The sequence below is a fragment of the Rania fehmarnensis genome (genome assembly GCF_056494185.1).
Window position 1 is genome coordinate 8,126,166 of record NZ_CM151398.1, and the last position, 20,669, is coordinate 8,146,834.

The 20,669-nt window shown below is 54.4% G+C and carries 13 protein-coding genes; 9 read left to right on the forward strand and 4 right to left on the reverse strand.

The features are described from left to right. The first annotated feature begins 182 nt into the window (after positions 1-182). From SH573x_RS27630 to SH573x_RS27665, 8 genes are all read left to right on the forward strand, one after another. Positions 183-1,118 carry a universal stress protein gene (locus SH573x_RS27630; protein WP_479351290.1) on the forward strand — a complete coding sequence of 312 codons (936 nt, stop codon included), beginning with the start codon at positions 183-185 and terminating at the stop codon, positions 1,116-1,118. A gap of 231 nt (positions 1,119-1,349) precedes the next feature. After that, positions 1,350-1,922, forward strand: coding sequence for an ECF-type sigma factor (locus SH573x_RS27635; protein ID WP_479351291.1), 573 nt, complete (start codon positions 1,350-1,352; stop codon positions 1,920-1,922). A 375-nt stretch (positions 1,923-2,297) separates the two neighbouring features. Next, entirely contained in the window at positions 2,298-5,555 is a 3,258-nt protein-coding gene (locus SH573x_RS27640; RefSeq protein WP_479351292.1) for a protein kinase domain-containing protein, read from the forward strand. 210 nt (positions 5,556-5,765) lie between these two features. Next, the gene (locus SH573x_RS27645; RefSeq protein WP_479351293.1) at positions 5,766-6,464 is read left to right on the forward strand and encodes a PEP-CTERM sorting domain-containing protein; all 699 of its coding nucleotides are present in this window, start codon (positions 5,766-5,768) and stop codon (positions 6,462-6,464) included. Between the two features lie 128 nt (positions 6,465-6,592). Continuing rightward, positions 6,593-12,646 (forward strand): beta strand repeat-containing protein, encoded by a 6,054-nt coding sequence (locus SH573x_RS27650; protein WP_479351294.1) that lies wholly within the window; start codon positions 6,593-6,595, stop codon positions 12,644-12,646. A gap of 16 nt (positions 12,647-12,662) precedes the next feature. After that, a complete protein-coding gene (locus tag SH573x_RS27655; RefSeq protein WP_479351295.1) occupies positions 12,663-13,316 on the forward strand; it encodes a PEP-CTERM sorting domain-containing protein in 654 nt (217 codons plus the stop codon). A 288-nt stretch (positions 13,317-13,604) separates the two neighbouring features. Further along, complete coding sequence (locus SH573x_RS27660) at positions 13,605-14,984, forward strand: endo-1,4-beta-xylanase (RefSeq protein ID WP_479351296.1); 1,380 nt, start codon at positions 13,605-13,607, stop codon at positions 14,982-14,984. A 601-nt stretch (positions 14,985-15,585) separates the two neighbouring features. Further along, positions 15,586-15,999, forward strand: a complete 414-nt coding sequence (locus SH573x_RS27665) for a hypothetical protein (protein WP_479351297.1) — start codon at positions 15,586-15,588, stop codon at positions 15,997-15,999. A gap of 147 nt (positions 16,000-16,146) precedes the next feature. Here the strand turns inward: SH573x_RS27665 and SH573x_RS27670 are convergent, their stop codons facing one another. The 3 genes from SH573x_RS27670 to SH573x_RS27680 all read right to left on the reverse strand — a co-directional run bounded on the left by SH573x_RS27670 (position 16,147) and on the right by SH573x_RS27680 (position 18,147). Next, on the reverse strand, positions 16,147-17,043 hold the full coding sequence (locus SH573x_RS27670) for an HNH endonuclease (RefSeq protein ID WP_479351298.1): 897 nt from the start codon (positions 17,041-17,043) through the stop codon (positions 16,147-16,149). 206 nt (positions 17,044-17,249) lie between these two features. Next, on the reverse strand, positions 17,250-17,372 hold the full coding sequence (locus SH573x_RS27675) for a hypothetical protein (protein WP_479356818.1): 123 nt from the start codon (positions 17,370-17,372) through the stop codon (positions 17,250-17,252). Then, positions 17,350-18,147, reverse strand: a complete 798-nt coding sequence (locus tag SH573x_RS27680) for a histidine kinase dimerization/phospho-acceptor domain-containing protein (RefSeq protein ID WP_479351299.1) — start codon at positions 18,145-18,147, stop codon at positions 17,350-17,352. The genes SH573x_RS27675 and SH573x_RS27680 overlap by 23 nt, the downstream gene beginning before the upstream one ends. Before the next feature lie 453 nt (positions 18,148-18,600). Between SH573x_RS27680 and SH573x_RS27685 the strand changes: the two genes are divergently transcribed. Continuing rightward, positions 18,601-18,816, forward strand: coding sequence for a hypothetical protein (locus SH573x_RS27685; RefSeq protein ID WP_479351300.1), 216 nt, complete (start codon positions 18,601-18,603; stop codon positions 18,814-18,816). 443 nt (positions 18,817-19,259) lie between these two features. Here the strand turns inward: SH573x_RS27685 and SH573x_RS27690 are convergent, their stop codons facing one another. Next, a complete protein-coding gene (locus SH573x_RS27690; RefSeq protein WP_479351301.1) occupies positions 19,260-20,105 on the reverse strand; it encodes a PA4780 family RIO1-like protein kinase in 846 nt (281 codons plus the stop codon). Between the last annotated feature and the right edge of the window lie 564 nt (positions 20,106-20,669).

Here is a 20,669-nt window from a genome sequence, read left to right on the forward strand (position 1 = left end):
CGGTGATGGTATTCAGCGCATCTTAAGTGTGCGCATGACCGCACGCAGCGCATCGTTTTGCAACACTTGCCGAGTCTAAACCCACTAAATAGCCACTGTTTTGCGTGGCATAACATTCGCTAACCCTTCGCGCTTAGCACATCGATACGCCTAGGTTGTTTTGTCGGATGGATATCCCTTTTATGAAGCAGTTTAAGAACATCCTGGTAGTCTACGAATCGGACCAGTCCACTCTTCGAAGAGCCGCTGAACTGGCTAGTCGCAATGCTGGTCGACTGACGCTGATTCATGTCATCCAAGAATCCCACAGCACACTCGAGAAGCTGAAGCTGGGTTCCAAGAGTATCAGCCTGCGATCGCTGATTCTGAAAGAAATGAAGCATCAACTGCGCGAAGTGGCTGAGAGTTTGCATACCTATGGTGTGCGTGCTTCAATTGAAGTGTGCTTTGGAGATCCAACTCATGAAGTCATCAAGCATGTTATCCACAAGAAACGCGACTTGGTCATAATGACTGCAGAGGGCAAGAGCAGTCTTCGCCAACAAATTTTTGGGAGCACTGCGCTGCGGCTAATGCGCAAATGCCCGGTACCACTGCTGGTCACGCGGCCCGACCTCAGCGGTGGCTTTAAGACCATTCTCGCGGCCATCGATCCTCCGACCTGCGACGGACAACTGGATGGAATGGGATTGGACTCTTCCATACTCCACTTGAGTAGTGAACTGGCAGCTCTGGAGAATGCTCAGCTCCATGTCGTCAATGCCTGGTCGGTCATTGGCGAATCTATCCTGCGTAGCCAAAGCGACATGGAAGGCCGCGATGTTGACAAGTTTCTACACGATGACATGCAAGCCCGACGGGGGCGGTTGCAAGAATTATTGAACAGGTTATCGGCGGCCCGAGCCAAGCTTCACGTGATCAAGGGTGAAGCCTCCCAAGTGATACCCAAATTGGCAGGCAAACTGAAGGCAGATTTGTTAGTTATGGGTACTGTCTGTCGTACTGGCATTCCAGGCTTCATCATCGGCAATACAGCTGAGCGCGTCCTGAACACCGTTCAGTGCTCCGTGCTGGTAATCAAGCCCCAAGGCTTCGTTTCGCCTGTTACGGCCGAATAGCTGGTTCCCAGGCTCTACCTGGGAACCTACTGCCTGGCCGGCTCCGCCTGCGTCGTTCAATTGCGGCAACGTTTCGCCTGGAAGTACGGCGTCAACCATCCTGAACGTTCAATAACCGCGGCCGCCGCCGTCGGCTTAGTTCCCAGGCGGAGACTGGGAACTAGTATGATGGGTGACTATGATTCACTTGCCAGAAGTGAGAAAGTTGCCCTGCCTAGGAAGACCTCGTGAATGTCTGCCATCGTCGACCAAAACCGAACGAGCCCCAGCGACGAATCGGGATGCGCACGCGAACAGGTTCAATTGGCCGCCCTGTACCAGGAACTGCGATTGATTGCGATGGCCCGCATGCGTGGTCTTTCGCCTGGCCAAACGCTGAGCGCCACGGTGCTGATCAATGAGGCTTATTTGAAGCTGGCGCGAACCAATCAAGGCTCCTTCGATGCAATCTGGCATGACAAGAACACGTTTCTGTCAGTCGCCTCCGAAGCCATGCGTCAAGTGGTCATCGATTATTATCGTCGTCGCCAGCGTCTAAAACGCGGTGGGGGCCTTGATCGCATTCGCTTGGATGTCGAACATATGGTCGATTCCGAACGAAGGATTGATGTACTGGAACTCAATGAAGCGCTTGATCGTCTCGAAATCACGCATCCTGAAAAGTCACAACTGGTCAAGCTGAGGTTCTTTGCAGGAATGACCATGCCCGAATGCGCACGTGCGATGGATATTTCGCTCGCCACTGCCGAACGTCACTGGCGATACGCACGCGCTTGGCTGGCCGAGGCACTCAAGTCTACCTAATTTAAGCCCTGCCAAATCTCGCCACTAAGGAGATCATCCGGCTTCGTAAGTTCCTACTCCTACTCCTACTCCTACTCGAAACGAGTACGAGTAGGAGTAGGAGTAGGAGTAGGAGTAGGAGTAGGAAACTGACGTCCTGCCAAGTTAGTTTGCGGTTCACTGCCGCCTAAGACAATTATTTTTGCCAGACATGAGGGGAATCGATTCGATACAACGTTTACTCTTCTAGAGGCTGCTTGCTCTGCATCTTTGGATCAGTTGTTTTATATTTCGTTGGATTGAGAATCGTTTCAGGTCAATGCGTCTCGGGGATATACTTAGCGGATTTCCCACAATTGTAGACTATGTTGTATCGTTGACGATTCGGAGCAGCCCGTGCCCTCGAGCGGACCATTTGACGAAGAAGCGATCTTTGACCAGATCGTAACCGAATCGGACGCGGGCAAACGCCATCGATTGCTCGATCAACTGTGCGGCATCGACACGCCTTTGCGTGGCCGGATCGAGTTGCTGTTGCATGCTTATGAGGACGGCGAATTTCTTGAGTCGCCATTGTCGGAACTCTCGGAGCTTGACCCGCCTGTTGAACGCTTGGATGGCCAGCTGATTGGAAACTACCAAGTTATGGAGCTGATCGGCCATGGCGGCATGGGCGATGTCTACCTGGCCCGCTCAACAGTCGATCCGGCGAACCTGGTCGCGCTGAAAGTCATCAAGCTTGGCATGGACACGCGGCAAGTCATTTCGCGTTTCAATTTGGAACAGAACATTCTCAAACGACTTGACCATCCGCACATTGCGGGCTTCATCGATTCAGGCATCGCCAATTGCGGTCGGGCCTATTTTGCAATGGAATTGGTGCAGGGCATCCCGATCACCGATTATTGCGATCGTCAGCAACTGACGATCGACCAAAGACTGAAATTGATGATCGACGTATGCCAGGCGGTTCATCGCGCGCACACATTGGGCATAATCCACCGCGACATCAAGCCTGGTAACATTTTAGTGATGCAGCGCAATGGCCAGGCCATCGTGAAAGTGATCGACTTTGGTATTGCTAAAGCTCTGAGCACTGAGGGTTATGCCAACTCGAGATTCACCAGGTCGCTGCAGTGGCTCGGAACCCCGACCCACAGCAGCCCCGAGCAGTTAGCCTGGTGCACGGATGTCGATGCCCGCTCCGATGTCTATTCGCTTGGCGTGGTGCTATTTGAATTGCTGGTCGGTTCGACGCCAATTCAGTTTGATGAAGCAAAAACGCTGAGGACACTACCTTTCACCCAGACCGATCCAGCTCTACCGACCCAGCGTCTCCGCTCTCTTGGTCCAGATCACGCCAATGAGATATGCCGCTGGCGATCGACCGACTTGAAACAGTTGGTTGGCCACTTGCGTAACGGTCTGGATTGGATCGTCAGCCTGGCACTGCAACCCGATCGCGAGAATCGCTACGCGTCGGCAGCCGATTTCGCGAATGACCTTCAGGCATTCCGCGATAATCGATCAACTCGAGCCCAGCCGCCCACGCTGGTCATGACTTGCAAGAAATGGATCGCGCGCAACCAACGAATTTGTGCGGGAGTTTCGCTGGTCTGCATATTGGTCGTGGCAACCTTCATTTTCCTGAGCCAATATTCAGCCATTCAAAAAGAACGACTCGATCGCCAAGCTACCCAAGACGCCTTGGTTCATGCCAAGTACGTTGAGGATATTCAGAAAGCATACTCTAGTTTGGTTTCTGGAGATTCAGCGGCAGCCGAGACCTTGCTCGACAAGTATCGTGCCAACGATCAGTATGGCAATCACTTTGCAACGGGTTACTTGCGTGGCCTGCTTCCCAAGCCGTTAAGAACGTATGCTGGTCACCATTCCGCCATCCTGGATATCGACTTAGATCCTCATGGCAGCTTCTTGGCAAGCTCGGACAAGGCTGGTGAAATCATTATTTGGGATCGTCGCGAGGGAGTTGAACTGCGTCGATTGCGGACCAGCGAACAGGAAGTAACGCGTTTACGCTTTTCGCCTAATGGCCAACTGCTGGCATCGACCGGACAAGATCACTTAGTACATCTCTGGAACGTCAGCGACTGGAGCTCGGCTGGCGAACTCGATGGTCATCTGCGGACCATCAACGGTTTAGCCTGGTCTCCCGACAGCCTTCAGCTGGCGTCGGGTGATCGTGAAGGCCGAGTCTGTATTTGGAACATCGCCACCCAAGAATGCGAACATGAACTTCCGCAGCATCGCGACAAAGTCCGCTGCTTGGAGTGGTCCCACGACGGTAAGTTGCTGGCCACGGCCGACGGAGATAATGGAGTAAACCTGTGGAATACCAAAGATTGGAAGCTCGGTGGTTCAGTCGACAACATTGGTGCGCTGGCCATCGCATTCTCCAGCGATAACCAGTTGATGGCCTGCGGCGGATATGGGCGCAAACTACTTTTTGTCAACCTGAACGATTTATCTAAGGTGCAGGAAGTTCGGACGCGAAGCAATGTCTGGTCGATGGAGTTTGATCGTAACCATGAATTGATAGTCGGCGAATCGCAAAGCGTAGAAGTTTATGCTGCCGTGACCAAAGATCAGGTCTATACCAATACCAGGAGCGTAGAATTGCGCACCCTGATGAATGAATGCGGAGATCTGTGCCTTGATTTGAACCGAAGTGCGGCATTCATCGCCACAGATGAAGAACGTACGGTCGTCGAATTGGATTCTGTAACGTTGTTAGGAACTGATTCTCGACCGATTGAATATTATAGCCTGGGCTACATTGCGGAACTGGGTCTAAGTGTCTGTGTCGATGATGAAGGTAATGGCCTGATTCAACAAGTCAACACAATCACCCAACGTCTACAAACCAAGCTGGATAGAAATTGTCCTGCCGCGTATGCACCGGCTAGCCGACGCGTCGCGGTAGCGGGAATCAATGGGGAGGTCATGGTATTCGACTGCGACACCTGGGATATCGTAGGCCTGCACAAGTGTTTCTATCCCATTTACGCCATTTCCGGCTCCAAAGATGGACGGTTATGGGCAATCAGTGGAGTCAACGGCCCGGTTCGCGTTTGGAATTTGGAGCAGAACTCATTTAGAGATACCAGCGCGACCGAACAAGGCTGGAGGGCGCTGGCAGCTTTCTCACCCACACGCGACTTGCTACTGACGGGGCGAGTTGCATCGCCTCACCTATTTTGTTTAAGGGCATCCACACTAGAACAGATACGTCACGTTGAAGTATCACGGGAAGCGACTTATTTGTGCCTGGCTCCCGACGGAAGAACTCTCGTTGTAGGAGAACCCAGTTACATTTCCGTATGGAACGAAGACCTTTCCGAACAACTCTGGTCCGCACCTCTGACACAAATCGATCAGACGGGCATCGTCGAGTCCATCGCGTTTCTTCCCAATGGAAAAACATTTGCCGTCTTGCTGCGAAACGGCACCGTCGAAATCTGGGATGTCGAGTCGCGCAGTCGCCTCATTCATCCTCGACTGCCGGTAAATATCGATGATCCTCTTGAAAGTCCTGGTTGGCTGGACTGCATTGGCCCCGCCACCCTACAGTTCCGCGTCAGAGACTCGAAAGAGGTTTTTGAGCTGCGCTCTGTGCCGCGTATTCGCGATTGACCCGAATTCTCTGCGATCCTCTGCGTCTCTCTGCGTTAAGAAATGCATTTGAACGCAGAGTGCGCAGAGCCCGCGGAGAAAGCGCTTAGGGCCACAGCTTCCAACTACCAGTGGTCGAAAAAATATGGTTAATCCGTGAGGGTATTCGTCAACCAATTGCGTCTTATGTATCAGTCGATTGAATTTCTAGACGAATACTCGAGGGTCACCATGAAGATCAGTTTTGCAAAAGCAATTGGGGTTCTGGTCGCAATTTTGGGGGTTTGGGGTGCCAGCACGCCAGTACGGGGCGCCTTGGTGTTCAACGACGTGCAAATGGTGGCTCGCCAACAAGTCGATTTGTTGGGAGTTCAAGAAGTACTGGTTAGCAGCGGGTTGGTCAAATGGACCTTTGATGTAGACGGTAACAATAATACCCTTCCGGGCGGAGGCTCGGAGGTAGAAGCCCTGTTCAGCGGAGTGCTGCCGTCCGCTTTTGGGCCACTAGCCTTCGCACCATTTGAGCTATTTACGCTACCCGGGGCCGTGGTCACCGCCAGCAATAACGGAACTCACGTCACTGCTTTGACCAATTTCGGCCTGCGAGTTTTCGCAGCTCCGAATGTGGTCATCGCCAATTTTTACACCACCGCCCCCAGCCTGTTTGAATCCGATGTCATCGGTCTGACAAGCTTCTCTGGGAGCGTGTTCCAAGATCCCGCGCGTCCTGCAGATATTACGCAAGTCTTCATCGGTGCCAACGGTCTAGGTGTCGGTGTCGACAGCTTAGTGGGCATCAGCTTTAACCGCACGGTCAGTGCCGTGCCCGAGCCTTCCTCGCTGCTCCTATGCTTGATCGCCAATTCAGTCGGCGTGATGGTAGTCCGACGACGGAAGAAAGCTCAAACCGTGCCCGGACAGCAAGTATAGGGCGGGTTACCCCGCTCAGCACTCCATGTTTCAACCTTCAGGATGAGACTGCTTCCCAAATGCGTTAGTCGCTTGGGAAGTCTTTGCACCTGACGTGTCCAGCCCCTCGACACCCACGGATTACACTCATGCGGACTTCCTCTTCGAATAGATCGTGGCTCAGCAAACTTCGGACTTCATCAGCTCGCAACAACCGTCGAAAACTGAGCGTTGAACATCTCGAGCATCGACGCGTATTGGCTCAAGTCCTGTGGAACACGGACGCCGATGGTGATTGGAATGATTCAACCAACTGGAGCAGCGGGAGTGTCCCTGGCCCAGCCGATGACGTGATCATCGACCGGGGATCTCAAAACCCTGTCATCACGATTCCCAGCGGTGCCCAAAGTGTTAATAGCATCATCGCCACTGAGAAGATTGAACTGCTCGGCGGCTCATTCGAGGTTTCCCAACCCTCGACCGTAGCAGACCTGGCTATTGCCGGAGGTAGCATTTCGGGCAATGGCGAGATCACTATAACCGACCTATTCACTTGGACCGCCGGCGCATTGTCGGGCGCGGGCAAGACCATCATTGCTCCTACTGCCACGGCCACGCTCACGCCCACCGCCGATTACTTGTATGTGTACGGCTCACATACGCTAGAGAATGCTGGGCAAGTTACCTTGAATCCTAACGTCAGCGGTTACGCTCTGTTTGTAGGCATTGCCGGTCCAGGCATTGTCCATAACCTGCCAGGCGCTACCTGGACATTCGACGATACAGCTACCGTGCTCGACGGAGGCTTTTCGCCAGCATTGACCAATTCCGGCACCCTTCGCCATACCGGTTCAGGCACGAGTAACGTTGGGGTCTTCTTGAATAACAGCAGCGGTACCATCGAGGTACCCGAGGGTGAGTTGCAATTTACTAGCGGTGGCTCGTTTAGCGGCACGTCCAGCGTTGCAGGTGATGTGAAACTTGCCAGCACCTTTACACTGCTCACGGGTGCATCAGTCGGTGGACCAGGACAACTTGTAATGGTCGCTAATGGGTTCCTTGAAGGTAGCGGTACGCTCGCACGCGTGGCCCTCAGCGGCGGAGCTATTTCGGGCAGCGGCGAATTAGCCATAGCACAGTTAGATTTCCAGAGTGGCCTCATCACGGGTAGCGGCAATGTAACAATCACCGATGTGCTTACCTGGACGGCCGGTCAAATGGCAGGCACTGGCAAGACCATCGTTGCTCCTACTGCCACGGCCACGCTCACGCCCACTGGCGATTACTTGTATCTGCACGGTTCACATACACTTGAGAATGCTGGGCAAGTTACCTTGAATCCCAGCGTCAGCGGCTACTCTCTGTACGTAGGCATTGCCGGTCCAGGCTTCGTCCATAACCTGCCAGGTGCGACCTGGACATTCGACGATACAGCCACCGTGTTCGATGCAGGTTCCGCTTCGCAATTGACCAATGCTGGCACCATCCGGCATACAGGTTCAGGTACTAGCAACATTGGGTTCTTCCTGAATAACACTAGCGGTACCATCGAGGTACCCGAGGGTGAGTTGCAATTTACTAGCGGTGGCTCATTTAGTGGCACCTCCAGCGTTGCAGGTGACGTAAAACTTGCCAGCACCTTTACACTGCTCACGGGTGCATCAGTCGGTGGACCAGGACAACTTGTAATGGTCGCTAATGGGTTCCTTGAAGGTAGCGGTACGCTCGCACGCGTGGCCCTCAGCGGCGGAGCTATTTCGGGCAGCGGCGAATTAGCCATAGCACAGTTAGATTTCCAGAGTGGCCTCATCACGGGTAGCGGCAATGTAACAATCACCGATGTGCTTACCTGGACAGCCGGTCAAATGGCAGGCACTGGCAAGACCATCGTTGCTCCTACTGCCACGGCCACGCTCACGCCCACTGGCGATTACTTGTATCTGCACGGCTCTTATACCTTCGAGAATGCTGGGCAAGTTACCTTGAATCCCAGCGTCAGCGGCTACTCTTTGTACGTAGGCATTGCCGGTCCAGGCTTCGTCCATAACCTGCCAGGCGCTACCTGGACATTCGTTGATACAGCCACCGTGTTCGATGGAGGTTCTGCTTCGCTATTGACCAATACAGGCACCCTCCGCCATACCGGTAATGGAATTAGCAACGTTGGCATCTTCCTGAATAACAGCAGCGGTACCATCGAGGTACCCGAGGGTGAGTTGCAATTTACTAGTGGTGGCTCGTTCAGTGGCACGTCCAGCGTTACAGGTGACGTGAAACTTGCCAGCACCTTTACACTGGGCAGCGGTGCTTCAATCGATGGACCTGGACAAATTGTCTTGCCATTAAACGGCATATTGGAAGGCGATGGCAGCATCGCCCGCTTGGCTCTCGCCGGCGGAGCTATCTCGGGCAGTGGCAATATCACGATTACCGATTTGCTGACCTGGACAGCCGGCAACATGCTGGGCACTGGCAAAACGATCATTGCTACAACAGCCACCGCTACGCTCACGCCCACTGGCGATTACCTGTATCTATACGGCTCTTATACCTTCGAGAATGCTGGGCAAGTTACCTTAAATTCCAGCGTCAGCGGTTACGCTCTGTACGTAGGCATTGCCGGTCCAGGCATTGTCCATAACCTGCCAGGTGCTACCTGGACATTCGATGATACAGCCACCGTGTTCGATGCAGGTTCTGCTTCGCAATTGACCAATACAGGCACCCTCCGCCATACCGGTTCTGGCACGAGCAACGTTGGCATCTTCCTGAATAACAGCAGCGGTACCATCGAGGTACCCGAGGGTGAGTTGCAATTTACTAGCGGTGGCTCATTCAGTGGCACATCCAGCGTTACAGGTGAAGTAAAACTCGCCAGCACCTTTACACTACTCAATGATGCTTCGGTCGTTGGACCTGGACAAATTGTCTTGCCTTTAAACGGCATATTGGAAGGCGATGGCAGCATCGCCAGCTTGACTCTTGCCGGCGGCTCAATCGCAGGCATTGGCAATGTAACGATCACGGATTTGTTTACCTGGACAGCCGGCAACATGCTGGGCGCTGGCAAAACAATTTTGGCAAGCACCGCCATAGCTACGTTATCACCCACCAATGATCACTTGTACCTGTATAGCTCGCGCACTCTAGAAAACGCTGGGCAACTAACATTAAACCCGAGCCTTAGCGGATACGGACTGTATGTAGGCTATCCCTCTCTCGGCGCGGGTTATGTCAGTAATCTGGCCGGCGCTACCTGGACACTCGTCGACACAGCTAGCGTGTTCGAAGGAGCTGCTGGTTCCGGCTATGATACGCTCTTCACTAACGCGGGCACGATCCGCCACACAGGTGCTGGTACTAGCAATGTAGGTATAGCGCTAGCCAACCTTAGCGGCGAGATCGAAGTCCCTGCGGGTGAACTACTGCTATCCGGTGGCGGCTCATTGGGCGGCACTTCCACCTTCACCGGTGACGTGAAACTTGCAGGCGCCTTCACCTTTTTCAGTGGCGCGTCGATCGTTGGGCCTGGACAAGCCGTCGTCGTTCCGGGCGGTTCCCTCGAAGGCACGGGTAGCGCTCGCCGCTTGACTCTCGCCGGCGGCTCAATCGCGGGCAGTGGCAATGTAACGATCACCGATTCATTTACCTGGACAGCCGGCAACATGCTGGGCACTGGTAAAACAATTTTGGCGAGCACCGCCATGGCTACGTTATCACCCACCAATGATTACCTGTACCTGTATGGCTCGCGCACTCTAGAAAACGCTGGGCAACTAACATTAAACCCGAGCCTTAGCGGATACGGACTGTATGTAGGCTATCCCTCTCTCGGCGCGGGTTATGTCAGTAACCTGGCCGGCGCTACCTGGACACTCGTCGACACAGCTAGCGTGTTCGAAGGAGCTGCTGGTTCCGGCTATGATACGCTCTTCACTAACGCGGGCATAATCCGCCACACAGGTGCTGGTACTAGCAATGTAGGTATAGCGCTAGCCAACCTTAGCGGCGAGATCGAAGTCCCTGCGGGTGAACTACTGCTATCCGGTGGCGGCTCATTGGGCGGCACTTCCACCTTCACCGGTGACGTGAAACTTGCAGGCGCCTTCACCTTTTTCAGTGTCGCGTCGATCGTTGGGCCTGGACAAGCCGTCGTCGTTCCGGGCGGTTCCCTCGAAGGCACGGGTAGCGCTCGCCGCTTGACTCTCGCTGGCGGCTCAATCGCGGGCAGTGGCAATGTAACGATCACCGATTCATTTACCTGGACAGCCGGCAACATGCTGGGCACTGGTAAAACAATTTTGGCGAGCACCGCCATAGCTACGTTATCACCCACCAATGATCACTTGTACCTGTATGGCTCGCGCACTCTAGAAAACGCTGGGCAACTAACGTTGAACCCGAGCCTGAGCGGATACGGACTCTATGTAGGTTTTCCCTCTCTCGACGCGGGTTATGTCAGTAACCTGGCCGGCGCTACCTGGACACTCGTCGACACAGCTAGCGTGTTCGAAGGAGCTGCTGGTTCCGGCTATGATACGCTCTTCACTAACGCGGGCACGATCCGCCACACAGGTGCTGGTACTAGCAATGTAGGTATCCCTCTGAACAACAGCGGTACCATCAATGTGGCCAGCGGCCATGTCTCGATTCTCGGGGCCGGCGATTGGCAAGTCGATGGCAATAACTACTTGTTGGGATCGTCAGGTTCGACCTTCCAACTCACCGGCTCGCTGACGGGCAGTTCGACCCAAGCCAACCTGTTCGAGCCGAAAGGCAATGTCAGTTTCAGCGGAGGTGATGCTCTAAATCCACTCGAGCTGGAAACGATGAGCGCTGACTTGGCGGCGACGGAAGCCGGGTTCATTAACAATTTTGCTTACCAAAATCTAACGGTAGCTAGCGGTTATCTCAAACTGATAGATGGATCAAATAATGCCCCAGGTTCGTTAGCGGAAGCTACCTATGTCGATACGTTAACCGTTCCCGCTGGCACGACGCTCGATCTCAACTCGCTCAACCTATACACGCGTTCGGCTCAGATCGATGGGACACTGCTCAATGGCCAAGTCATCTTCATCACCAATGCCGCACCCGTTGAACTGTTGAGTTTTAATGTCAATGGTGTGAACAACGTCAATCGTTCAGGCATTGCGACCTTGACCTTTACGTTCGACCAGAACGTCTCCGCCCGCAGTCTCAATAGCTTGATACTTCGCCATGCGACTACCAATGCGATTGTATCTTTGAGCGGAGCAAGTCTCAGTGGCAATGGCACAACTGCGCTCACCTGGAACTTGGGCTCGGTCGCGTTAGCCAATGGCCGTTACACAGCCGAACTGCCTGCGAGCTCTGTGATTACTTCAGACAGCGTTCCGCTGAGCAGAAGCCAAACATTGCAATTTCACAAGCGCGTCGGTGATTTGAATGGCGATGCGTCCGTTAATTTTGCGGACTTCTCTTTGGTGGGAACGAACTTCAGTGCGATAGTCGGTGCACCTTATCGAGCAGGAGATGCCGACGGTAATGGGGCTGTGAACTTCGCTGACTTTTCAGTGATCGGAGCAAACTTTGCAGCGGTGCCCTTAGCGACCACACCACTAGACTTTGGTGATGCACCTACTGCCGGCACCAACTTCCCAGTCTCACTGGCACAAGACGGAGCCCGCCACGTCCTAAGCAATATTTACTTAGGTGCCGGCGTTGATGCAGAAAGCAATGGCTTGCCAAACGCGTCGGCCAGTGGCGATGGCGCCGACGACAACGGCGTCCAGTGGGGCTCACTGGTTGCCGGAACTACTAACACAATTCAAGTGACCGTGAACTCCCCGGCCGCGGCCTATATCAACGCTTGGATCGACCTCAATGGCGATGGCGACTGGGATGATCTGGGTGAACATGTCTTCGAGAATGTGGTGGTAGGCAATGGACAACATGCATTGAACCTAAACATTCCCGAAACAGCCCAACTCGGGAACACGTTCGCGCGCGTCCGACTCACCAGCGCACCGGGATACGGCTATAGCGGCCTGGCTGCTGATGGCGAAGTCGAAGACTACGGGCTGAACATTGGCTCAGCGCAAGAGCGGAAGTTTTGGATCGCACCAGAACCTGAAACCAAGAAACGCGACAACTTCTTTGCCGTCTATGCGGAAGCCATCGACAGGGCACTCTTAACTTTAAAAACTTCGATCTCCAAGTAACGTGAAGAATACACATATGAACAAGCTACTAAGAGTGTTAATTGTTTGCTGGATCTGTTCCAACTGCGCGCCCAGTGCCTACTGCGACTTTATTGACTATACCGTCTTCACCGACAAGGCTACGTACAATCCCGGCGAGACCGTTAACTGGACGGTCACGCTGACTGTTACGAAGGAAGCAGACAGCAACTTTGGATTGTCCGGGGCATCGATTAACCTGCAGGATTCGCGAGGTGAGACACTTACGCCTGGGAGCGTTAACCTGGCAGCCGCCCCCAGTGGATTTGGTGCTTACACCTTTGCCAACGGCGGCGATTGGGATCCAAATACCAACGTCTTGCTGGATGTGGGAGCGGTTATCTTTTTCCAGAACAATGCCAACGTTGTCGGTCGAGATGGCCAGCAGATGTCTGACTTGTTGTTGGCCCAAGGTAGCTTTGTGGCCACGATAGCCGGCGCGCATACCTTGACCGTTTCCGGTGGCTCCACGAACGAGTATTTCACAGCCGAAGGGCAATTGTTAGGCAACGGCAGTGCGTTTAGCACCCTCGCCTTTAATAATGCCAATTTCAACGTCTCAGCCGTACCAGAGCCTGCGACGCTCAGCCTAATCGGACTCGCCGCCGTGGGATTCAGCTTCAGCCAACGCCGCCTTAGCCGACGGCGTTAGCCGCGGTTGCGTCACGTTTGATGTGCATGACGCCAGTTTCCTACTCGTACTCCTACTCCTACTCCTACTCGAAAAGGCCGCGAGTAGGAGTAGGAGTAGGAGTAGGAGTAGGAGTAGGAGTAGGAGTAGGAGTAGGAGCAGGACTGGCCCCCACCCCGATTTCTCTTGTACACTGGTGGAGGAGAGCGCCTAACGCCCAACGCCCGCGGCGGCAGGCAGCTCCTCCAACCCTCTGCTTCGGGCGCGTAAGCGTTCCCACGATCGCCACATCCACGAAAGTTATCCACCATGGCTCAACGGCTTATCGCTCTTGCGCTGGTTGTGTTGTTACTGCCAGCGCTCGGTCTTGCCCAGGAAGAGAACACCGGCCAGCAGCCACCGGATCCGACGACCAATAACACCGCCGATGCACCATCCTCTGAACCTGCCCCCGCGCTCAAAGATGTGTTCAAAGATGCTTTCAAAGTTGGCGTAGCCATCAATCGCTCGATCACCACCGGCCAGGCTTTTCGCCGTTCGGCCAGCGAAGTGGCCGGCGATGCGGCGCATGTCAAACACCACTTTAATCATGTGGTGGCAGAGAACGACATGAAGTGGCAGCTTATCCATCCTCGGCCTGGCGCAGATGGTTTCGACTTCGCACCGGCTGATGCCTTAATCGAGTTTGCTCAAGCCAATAACCTGCAGGTGGCCGGGCACACGTTGGTGTGGCACTCGCAAACACCCAACTGGGTATTCGAAGGTGATGAAAAGCCAAGTGAGGCCAGCTCAGAGACAGCCAGTACCGAAGCCAAGCCTGCGGATGATAACACGCTGACCGTTAGTCCTCCGCGATCCGCACGTGGCCCTGGAGCTCCTGGTGCTCCTGGTGCTCCTGGTGCTCCTGGTGTACCACGCGGTCCGGGTGGCCCACGTGGACCGGGCTTTGGCGGATTTCGTGGCTTTGATTTAAACGGACCGCGCGCTTCGCGTGAAGTTTTGCTGGAGCGGATGCGTGAGCATATTCATACTGTCGTCGGCCGTTACAAAGGCAAAGTGAAAGTCTGGGATGTGGTCAACGAAGCCTTATCCGATTCCGGCCCTGACGTTTTGCGTCGTTCCCCTTGGTCAGTGATCATCGGTCCCGACTTTATTGCCAAAGCGTTTGAGTATGCGCACGAAGCTGATCCGGAAGCACTTCTACGGTACAACGATTACGGCTTAGAGAATCCTGAGAAGCGTCGCAAGTTGGTGAAGTTGATCAAGATCCTGCAAGCACAAAAGGTACCCATTAGCGCCATTGGTTCGCAAGCTCATTGCAATGTAGGCACCACTTTCGAAGCGATGGACGAATCGCTAACGGAAATGCGTACGTTGGGCTTACCGATTCACATCACCGAGCTCGATGTGAACTCCGCCGTCGCTGGCCAGCGCGGCACTGGAGCTGACATCGCCGCCAACGCCAGCACGACGCAAGGCGGGCTGGTCAGCGATGCTGACCAGCGACTGGCCGACGCCTATGCCGGTTTGTTTCGAGCATTTGTGAAACACCAAGAAGCCATCGACGAAGTCACCTTCTGGGGTATCAACGACGCCGTCTCATGGCGCAGCCAAGGTCGCCCACTTTTGTTCGATGGTAACAACCACCCCAAACCCGCCTTCCAAGCCGTAATCAATACTCGACAATAACCGCAAAACGCCCTACGTAGAGCGGCTGTCCCCAGCCGCTCAGCACCCTCTAACCCAATCCTCAACCGACCGCTTGTCCGGGAGGGCGAATGCTCCTGCTGAGCCCAACACCGCCCTACGTAGAGCGGCTGTCCCCAGCCGCTCAGCACCCTCTAACCCAATCTTCGACCGACCGCTTGTCCGGGAGGGCGAATGCTCCCGCTGAGCCCAACACCGCCCTACGTAGAGCGGCTGTCCCCAGCCGCTCAGCACCCTCTAACCCAATCCTCGACCGACCGCTGATCCGGGAGGGCGAATGCTCCTGCTGAGCCCAACACCGCCCTGAAGCACGGACATAGAACCCGGGGCAAGTGAATGATGGCAGGATCAGTTCCGCACCCTCTAACCCAATCCTCGACCGACCACTGACCCGGGAGGGCGAATGCTCCTTCTGAGCCCAACATCGCCCTGCAGCACGGACATAGTACCCCGGGGCAATTGAAAGATGGCAGCATCAGTTCCGCACCCTCTAAACCAACCCTCGACCGAACGTGTCCTTCCGTTCGCGACAACATCACTTTTGCCAAGGAGCCAGACAAACCAACATAGATCGGAGTAGCCCATGACCAGCGCAGACACAAACTACTTACCGGCTTTGCAACAATCGTATTTGGCAAGTTTCTTTTCAGGCAGGCAGCCAACTCTTTCGCTAGCCAACCTCCAGCCTGATCGCCGCAAGCATTCCAAGATCGCTCGTCAGCTCTTGAGCCAACACTACATTGAGGCCATCGATGTCGCCCAGTCGACTGTCTACTTGATCACCGAGCGCGTCTTGGAGTCGCTACCTCAAGCCGAAGTGGATCTCTGCCAGGTTTGGCATCAGTGTTTGAATCCTGACTCGTCTTCAGCCAGACAACGTCCATGGGTTCGCATCGAAGAGTTCGACGCATCGTTTAGTTCAAAGCGAATTTTGAAGTCAGTGCCGGGCTTCCCAGCGTCTACTCCGAACCAGCTGCGTAAGAGCTCTGAGAGCTGATTACGGCTTGGGCCAACTGGATAATCCACGTTGCAAGTCTTGGAAGTTATATGCTCGACAACTTTGCTCTCGCGCAACACCCAACTCGATGCCATCCATTCTGTAAACGCTATTTAATCGTCTGGTCATTCTGGTGAAATTACTAATTTACGTTTCAATCAGCCGATGTTCCCTGTGCCATTCCAAATGCTTCCTGTCCGGCCAGAGCCTTTTGTCTGTCGGTAGCGTGATCCGTCTGCTTTCGTAGTCGCGAAGCGATTGACAATCGCGGGCCGATTCATCGAATGCTTCAGTGGCCACGATGACTCGATAGTTGTCATCCAGTGACCAGAGTCCTTGGTCGAAGAGCCAGTGGGCGTTTTTGCTGAGGGCTAAACCGTTGCTGGGGTCGTTGTTGCGGGAGTCGGAGAATTGATGAATGTGCGCGGCGTCGATGATGGAGGCGCCGGCTAGCGTGGTGACTCGGTAGCCGGTGAGGGCACAGGTGTAGTTGTAGGCGGCTACGATGTCCAAGCGGAATCGAACTGCGCGACCAGTTTGGTATGGAGTAGTGGTCGTCTCGCGGACTTGTGATTCTATTTGGTCGACTTCGCATAGCTCTAAGCCAACCAGCGCCGCCAAGGCTTGTTGTTCGGCCGGTTCAAAGTAGGTTTTGATGAGTATCGCGCGAGCTTGATCTCGAAAGTTGGTCAGCGTGGCAAATTCGACAAACTCGGCAGATAGCTTGATAGTGGTCGTGGCGTCTTTGTCAGTTGCAATTGTGCCGTTGGCAGTCAATGGTTCGCATAGCCCGTCAGATTTTAGATGGTAGAACGGCAGCCGCACGTCGGGTCGCTGGCTGCGGCGGTGAGCTACTATGCTCCAGTACTCGTTGAAGCGGAACGCTAACGCTGGGGTTAATGATAACGTCGGCGCTGGCAACTCTTGGCGCTCGATCAGCTCGAGGATCACCAATAGCAACAATGGCTTGTGCGGCGCAATGCCCCGCGCACGGTCTACACGTAACCGCGATAACTTGTTTAGCCAATCGGATGAGCTGGACATATGGTCAAAGTGAAACAGAGTTTGAGCGAGAATCACGCTGATTATAGCCGGCCACCTGGTTACCAGGCTCTGCCTGGTAACCCACTGCTCCGCAGGCTCCGCCTGCGCGTCTGTTGTCGCAGAGTTGTGCTGCGGCTTTGGGTGTTAGGAGGCGGAGCCTCCAAGGCAGTGCGTGCCCAGGCAGAGCCTGGGTACGAGGCACCCGCCTAACGATAGCAGCTGGCGGAGAGCCCTAGGCGGTTGAGGGCTTTGTGAAGTCCTTGTCGACTTAGATGCGCCTCGCACGCAGCGCGGGCTACATTCCCGTTATGACGCTGGAGCAGTTGGATGAAGTACTCGCGCTCTTGTAACGCGCGAAACTTCGTTCAATAGACGAACTACACAGATGGAACCGGGTGGCGAAATCAGCGGCCGGCACAACTGATGCATTTGATTGAGCAGCGCCGCGATGCGCGAGATCTCCTTGTCGACCAGTTCCAACAATTGCTGGTTACCAGGCTGCAATGTCTCACGACTGCGAATCAAACGCAGGGCGTTCTTGATACCGGCCAGGGGATTGCTGATTTCATGAGCCACGGAAGCTGCCATTTGACCTAAGGCGGCTAGCTTCTGCATTTGCAAGCGTCGCTGTTCGAGTTCGAGAATCTTCTGAGCTCGAGCGGACGCAAGTTCTTCCAGTTGCTGGGTGTGTCGCTTCAGCTCTTCTTCCACGGCCTTGCGATAGCTGATGTCTCGCATGCTCATGCGAATACCGATGGGATGACTGCGAGAGTTTCGCAAGGGTTGCCATGAAACAGCGAACCACTTGAGTGTGGCGTCTCGGCGCACCACACGAAACTCAACATCGTTGCCCGAGGAACCGCGTTTGGCTCCTTCCAGTAAAGCCTTGAACATCTCCATATCGTCCGAGGCAATCATCTCCAGTGGATACAAGGGCCATGTCAAGCACTGCTGTACCGCATGCCCTGTCAATCGCTCAACCGCCGGATTGATCCACACCACCTTACCGCTTAAGTCCAACCAAGATTCCCAATCATAGGTACAATCCGCGACTGACCGAAACAGGTCTTCACCTTGTTGGATGCATATCTGTTTTGCGAGCATATGTTGATTCCATCTGTCATCGGGCGCTGTGAAGAAAAACCAATTCTGCTATAGCTAGTTCTTCTGCATGCTATAGGCACAAGATCGGTCCGTTCAAGGCGCCGAAGGCAGATTTTCTCGCTTGAACCGCGCAACATGCGAGACATGCCTCACAGAGTGTCAACTGCAGTTGACAGTTTGACCACTTCAGTAGACCCCAAGGGTTAGCGCGACCGTTTGAACAGTACACGCACCATCGATCGTTGGTGTGAAGTCCGCAGAAATAAAACTTCGTTTCAACTGCTTGACTCAGTGTGGTTTAGGGTCGCCAAGCGAGCGCGTTTCTGCCTTAACCGACCAAGTTAAGAAGCATTCATTTCGAGGCTCGGCACTGGATCTGCTTTCGCAGTCCGACGAAGGCAGCAGACGTCAACTGCTGCTACGTTAACTCCCACTTGAGCAAGGAACGCTAATATGATTCGTATCGTCCTGTTAACCATTGCTGCGAGCATTGTCTGTTTATCGACAGCTCAAGCACAGTCGGGTGTTCGAGTGCGTGACTCGGTCTCTAGAAAGTTCCAAGCCGAGAAAGGTTTCTTCGAACCGGCGAAGAACTCATCGCTCAAACCCATGTTCAGTGGAAAATCCAAGCCTGCGATTTACCGCTTGTTGCGTGTGAAGCGGCGCTAGGCGGCACCCCATGCTGGTTACCAGGCTCTGCCTGGTAACCCACTGCTCCGCAGGCTCCGCCTGCGCGTCTGGTGGAGCGGAGTTGGGATTAAAAGGCGGTCGTGCTCGTGCTCGTGCTCGTGCTCGAGTAGGAGTAGGAGTAGGAGTAGGAGTAGGAGTAGGAGGACGGGTAGGAGGACTCATGCCATGCCAAGTTGATTTGCGAGTTCAGAATTGACCTGCGGCGAAACGATGCGTGTGGTACATCCTGCTGCAGAATAATTCCGCTTTGGTAACGGGAAACCCTCCCGGAGCCTAGCTTAACGCTGGCTCCGACCTCCCCCAGCTCTCTGGAGATCGTACAGCTTTTAACTATCGAGTTACAAAGGCCTTAGGGTGGCGCTGGCAATGCGCAGCATTGCCAGTGCCACCCAGAAGCCTCCGTGACGGGGGAGGTGACATGTTCAGTTGTCGCGGAGGCGGGCTTGGCGCTCTTGTTCTTCTTTGTACGCGACGTCGATTAAGTGGATGACGGCATCGACATCGGCAGCTTCGGTGGGGAAATCAAACTTGCCGGTGAGCTTCATGTCTGGGCGAATTTGACCTTTTTCATAGTGTTCCCAAATTTCTTCGCCGTAATGCGTTTCGGCTAGAACAGGAGCAAATCTGGCATAGTACTCGGTCATGTTCGCCACGTCGCGCAGGAGCATGCTCTTGGCGCTGTTGTTAGCGGCGGCGTTGACGACTTGGGGCAAGTCGATGATGACTGGTCCGGCGGAGTCTTGAAGCACGTTGAATTCAGATAGGTCACCATGTACCAGCCCGATATACATCATGCGAACGACGTAATTCATAACCTTGGCATGATCCTGGATAGCTTGCTCTTCGGTGAGCGTGATATCGTTGAGTCTGGGGGCGACGTCGCCATCGGCCCCGGTGATGAGTTCCATCAGCAGAACGCCATCAAACAAGCCACGGACTTTGGGGACGCGTACGCCGGCGGCCGCTAGCCGCAACAGCGCATCGGCTTCGGCTCGTTGCCAGACGTCTTCCTGTTGCTCGCGGCCAAATTTGGATCGCTTCTCCATGGCTCGTTGGCGGCGGCCGTTGCGAGTTTGTCGGCCTTCTTGATACTGGACGGCTTTCTTGAAACTACGATCGACCACATCTTTGTAGACCTTAGCGCAGCAAATCTCGTCGCCACAACGCACCAGAAAAACTTGGGCTTCTTTACCGCTCATCAACGCGCGAATGACTTCGTCCACCAAGCCGTCAGCGATTAGCGGTTGAATACTCTTGGGTACTTTCAAGACGATTGCTTCTTCTGGAAAATGGTGCGTGGCTGTGGTTTGACCCCTTTAGTATAGACGATTGCCTGAAAACAGGAGGCAGAGCCTGGCCACGAGCGGCCTATCTGCCTGGGAACCCACCGTACCGCAGGTCCCGCCTGCGTATCCGCAGCCAAAGCAATTAGCTGTTTAATTGCAAAGGATTTACTCCTGCTCGTACTCGAAAAATCTGCGAGTAGGAGTAGGAGTAGGAGTAGGAGCTCTTTAGCCGGGGGAGGTGACGGTCACCTCTCCATGCGCAGCATGGGGAGGTCGAATCGAGCCGTAGCGAGATTCGGGAGGGGCGAGTGCATGTAGCCGATCTCGCCAGAGATTGGAAATAGTTTGGTGATGCGTCCAAAGTCTGGCGACTTCGGCTACAGTCGAGTACCGCTGAAGTCTTGCGTAGCGCTGGGCCCCCTCCCGGAGCCTAGCTTAACGCTGGCTCCGACCTCCCCCAGGCGAAGGAGAGCGATGCGATAATAGCAAAGCGTAGTCTCTTATTGATGTGGGGCGGTTGTTTTTTTGCTGACTCAACGCGCTGGG

Bases quoted from the DNA above. Each gene is read 5' to 3' on its own strand.
- SH573x_RS27630 (WP_479351290.1), top strand. From the start codon at position 183: ATGAAGCAGTTTAAGAACATCCTGGTAGTCTACGAATCGGACCAGTCC.
- SH573x_RS27635 (WP_479351291.1), top strand. From the start codon at position 1,350: ATGTCTGCCATCGTCGACCAAAACCGAACGAGCCCCAGCGACGAATCG.
- SH573x_RS27655 (WP_479351295.1), top strand. From the start codon at position 12,663: ATGAACAAGCTACTAAGAGTGTTAATTGTTTGCTGGATCTGTTCCAAC.
- SH573x_RS27650 (WP_479351294.1), top strand. From the start codon at position 6,593: ATGCGGACTTCCTCTTCGAATAGATCGTGGCTCAGCAAACTTCGGACT.
- SH573x_RS27680 (WP_479351299.1), bottom strand. From the start codon at position 18,147: ATGCTCGCAAAACAGATATGCATCCAACAAGGTGAAGACCTGTTTCGG.
- SH573x_RS27670 (WP_479351298.1), bottom strand. From the start codon at position 17,043: ATGTCCAGCTCATCCGATTGGCTAAACAAGTTATCGCGGTTACGTGTA.
- SH573x_RS27665 (WP_479351297.1), top strand. From the start codon at position 15,586: ATGACCAGCGCAGACACAAACTACTTACCGGCTTTGCAACAATCGTAT.
- SH573x_RS27685 (WP_479351300.1), top strand. From the start codon at position 18,601: ATGATTCGTATCGTCCTGTTAACCATTGCTGCGAGCATTGTCTGTTTA.
- SH573x_RS27645 (WP_479351293.1), top strand. From the start codon at position 5,766: ATGAAGATCAGTTTTGCAAAAGCAATTGGGGTTCTGGTCGCAATTTTG.
- SH573x_RS27660 (WP_479351296.1), top strand. From the start codon at position 13,605: ATGGCTCAACGGCTTATCGCTCTTGCGCTGGTTGTGTTGTTACTGCCA.